Source organism: Kineococcus arenarius subsp. arenarius (genome assembly GCF_050871845.1).
Lineage (GTDB): Bacteria > Actinomycetota > Actinomycetes > Actinomycetales > Kineococcaceae > Kineococcus.
The window spans coordinates 1-2,914 of the sequence record NZ_JBJLSE010000177.1; the positions used below are offsets into that span (position 1 = coordinate 1).

5 protein-coding genes and 1 tRNA gene are annotated in these 2,914 nt (G+C 75.3%); 3 read left to right on the top strand and 3 right to left on the bottom strand.

The annotated features are described in order from the left end of the window. Window positions 1-49: 49 nt before the first annotated feature. From ACRYM0_RS20675 to ACRYM0_RS20685, 3 genes are all read right to left on the bottom strand, one after another. Window positions 50-136 (bottom strand) — tRNA-Ser (locus ACRYM0_RS20675). Window positions 137-193: 57 nt separating this feature from the next. Then, window positions 194-628 carry a tRNA adenosine(34) deaminase TadA gene (gene tadA, locus ACRYM0_RS20680; RefSeq protein ID WP_432507734.1) on the bottom strand — a complete coding sequence of 145 codons (435 nt, stop codon included), beginning with the start codon at window positions 626-628 and terminating at the stop codon, window positions 194-196. A 35-nt stretch (window positions 629-663) separates the two neighbouring features. Beyond that, window positions 664-1,173: a tRNA adenosine deaminase-associated protein gene (locus ACRYM0_RS20685; protein ID WP_432507729.1), complete on the bottom strand. Its 510-nt coding sequence runs from the start codon at window positions 1,171-1,173 to the stop codon at window positions 664-666. A gap of 66 nt (window positions 1,174-1,239) precedes the next feature. Here ACRYM0_RS20685 and upp point away from each other — a divergent pair, with 66 nt between their 5' ends. The 3 genes from upp to ACRYM0_RS20700 all read left to right on the top strand — a co-directional run bounded on the left by upp (window position 1,240) and on the right by ACRYM0_RS20700 (window position 2,862). After that, entirely contained in the window at window positions 1,240-1,875 is a 636-nt protein-coding gene (gene upp / locus ACRYM0_RS20690) for a uracil phosphoribosyltransferase (RefSeq protein ID WP_432507731.1), read from the top strand. Between the two features lie 148 nt (window positions 1,876-2,023). Continuing rightward, entirely contained in the window at window positions 2,024-2,185 is a 162-nt protein-coding gene (locus ACRYM0_RS20695) for a hypothetical protein (protein WP_432507732.1), read from the top strand. Window positions 2,186-2,211: 26 nt separating this feature from the next. After that, window positions 2,212-2,862 (top strand): PH domain-containing protein, encoded by a 651-nt coding sequence (locus ACRYM0_RS20700; RefSeq protein WP_432507733.1) that lies wholly within the window; start codon window positions 2,212-2,214, stop codon window positions 2,860-2,862. Window positions 2,863-2,914: the final 52 nt, after the last annotated feature.

Genomic DNA, 2,914 nt, shown 5'->3' on the forward strand with positions numbered 1-2,914 from the left:
ACGGGGAAGGCGCCCGTTTCCGGGGAACCGGGGGCCTTCGCCGTTCGAGCGGTGGCGGTGGGATTTGAACCCACGGAGGAGTTGCCCCCTCACACGCTTTCGAGGCGTGCTCCTTAGGCCGCTCGGACACACCACCGTGGGCAACGATACACGGTGCCGACCACCGCTCCCGCGACCCCGGGCCCGCGCCCGCTCAGCCGCGGCGCTCGGCGAAGAACCCGTCCAGCAGCGCCGAGCACTCCGCCTCCAGCACGCCGCCGGCGACCTCCACCGCGTGGTTGAGGCGACGGTCGCGCACCACGTCGCGCAGCGAGCCCGCGGCGCCGAACCGCGGGTCCCACGCCCCCAGGACCAGCCGGTCCACGCGGGCCAGGACCAGCGCCCCCGCGCACATCACGCACGGTTCCAGCGTCACCACGAGCGTGCAGCCGGACAGCCGCCACTGCCCGCGGGTGCGGGCCGCCGCCCGCAGCGCCAGCACCTCGGCGTGCGCGGTGGGGTCGCCCGCCGCCTCCCGCTCGTTGCGGCCGGTGCCGAGCACCGTGCCGTCGGCGTCCACGACCACCGCGCCCACCGGCACGTCACCCGAACCCCGGCACGCCTCCGCCTCCGCCAGCGCCAGGCGCATCCACGCCGCCCACGGCGGCGGCTGCACCAGGCCCCTCAGCGCAGCGACTCCAGGACGTCGGCGAACCCCAGCAGCTCCCCGACCTCCACGGTCGCCGCCGCGGGGTCCCCGCCGGAGGCCGCCAGCCCGGTCAGCACCCCGGGCGGGCAGCCCAGGTCGGACAGCAGTTCGGGGTCCCCGGCCCACACGACCTCCCCGACGGCCGGTGCGGCCACCGCGGCGCCGCCCCCGGTGGCCTCGCCGGTGCCCTCCGCCCCGCCCGGCAGGACCGCCGTGGCCGGGGGCAGCTCGGCGAACAGCTCGGCGAAGGAGCTGTCGGCCGCCGCGACCGCGTCGGAGACGAACACGCGCGTGTCGTCGCCGTCGGTGCGCACCAGCGCGAACCACTCGTCCTCGCGCTCGAGGACCGCCAGCACCGCGGCGTCGTCGCCCACGGCGCCGCGCAGCACGTCGCCCAGCTCCTCGGGGGAGCCGGCTTCCAGGTCGACGTCGACGGAACGCCAGCCGTCGCCGTCGGGGGTCAGGACAGCGGTGAAGTACGCCACGCGACCATGGTGGCAGGACGCTCGCCGCTGCCGCCAGCACCACCCGGGCGGCTAGGTTGGGCCCCCGTGCGCCTCTCCGTCATCGACCACCCCCTCGTCGCCCACAAACTCACCGCGCTGCGGGACGCGAGCACCGACTCGCCCACCTTCCGCCGCCTCGCCGACGAACTCGTCACGCTGCTGGCCTACGAGGCCACCCGTGAGGTCCGCGTCGAACCGCACCCCGTGACCACCCCCGTCGCACCCACCACGGGGGTGCGCCTCACCTCGCCCAAGCCGATCGTCGTGCCGATCCTGCGCGCGGGCCTGGGGATGCTCGACGGCATGGTCCGGCTGCTGCCCACCGCCGAGGTCGGTTTCCTCGGGATGATCCGCGACGAGACCACCCTGCAGGCCACCACCTACGCCAACCGGTTGCCCGACGACCTCTCCGGCCGGCAGGTGTACGTGCTGGACCCGATGCTGGCGACCGGCGGCACCCTCGTCGCGGCCGTCGAGTACCTCCTGGAGCGCGGCGCCGTGGACGTCACCGCGATCTGCCTGCTCGCCGCGCCCGAGGGCATCGAGGTCGTCCGCTCCGCCTTCGACCGCCACGCCCACGTCACCGTCGTGACCGCGGCCGTCGACGAGCGGCTGGACGAGAACGGCTACATCGTCCCCGGCCTCGGCGACGCCGGGGACCGCCTCTACGGCGTCGTCTGAGGCCGCCGGCGACCGGACCCGGCGGGTTCTCCGGCGCGGGTGGTCGAGCTGAGGACCGACTTCCGGCAGGATGACGCCCGATCGTGCAGATTTCCTGACTTCCGGTGACGGTGGGCGGCGTTCGGGGGAACGCGGAGAGGGGCTGGGCATGAAGTGGCGCCGGGTCGTGGGCTGGATCCTGGTCGTGTTCGCGCTGTACGCCGTCTACCGCTCCCCGGACTCCGCCGCGACGTTCGTGCGCGGCGTCGGTGAATCGCTGGGCACCCTGGTCAACAGCGTCGCGTCGTTCTTCGACGGCCTGCTGGCCTGAGCGGGCGGGACGCGCGGGTGCGAGGGGTGTCCGCGACCGGGTCCTCGCGCGCCGAGCTCGCCGTCGCGGACGAGGCCGACCCCGGCCGCGCCGTCCTGCCGCGCTGGGTGAAGCGGCGGCTGCTGGCGGGGGAGCGCACGCACGTCGCGTCGCAACGGCACTGGGCGCAGCTGGTGGGCACCGTCGCCGGCGTCGTCGCGGGCTTCGTGGCGGTCCTGTGGATCGGGTTCCGCCTGCCCCCCGACCCGCCGCTGCTGCGCGACGCGCTGTTCCTGGCCTGGGTGGTGCTGCTGCTGCGGGCCGTGTGGCGGCTGCTGCAGTGGCGCAACGGGTGGTTCATCGCCACCGACAAGCGGCTGCTGCTCACCCGCGGGGTGGTCAACCGCCGCACGGCCATGATGCCGCTGAGCAAGGTGACCGACATGAGCTTCAACCAGTCGGTGCCCGGCCGCCTGTTCGGCTACGGCCAATTCGTCCTGGAATCGGCGGGCCGCGACCAGGCGATGCGCCGCATCGACTGGGTCCCGGACCCGGACGAGAAGTACCGGGACATGTGCGAGCTCATCTTCGCCCGGTCCGCGGCACCGGCCGCCGCGGCGGTGGCCGTGCGCCGCGGGCGCGGCCGCCGTGCCGGGCGGGTGCTGGCGGGGCTGGCCCGCAGGGTGGCCGGACGCTGAACCCGGCCGCACGCCGAACGCCGCAGGGGCGGGATCCTCCGGGATCCCGCCC

What these genes read in the sequence shown, in the direction of transcription:
- ACRYM0_RS20695 (WP_432507732.1), top strand. Translation starts at nt 2,024, where the DNA reads ATGAAGTGGCGCCGGGTCGTGGGCTGGATCCTGGTCGTGTTCGCGCTG.
- tadA (WP_432507734.1), bottom strand. Translation starts at nt 628, where the DNA reads ATGCGCCTGGCGCTGGCGGAGGCGGAGGCGTGCCGGGGTTCGGGTGAC.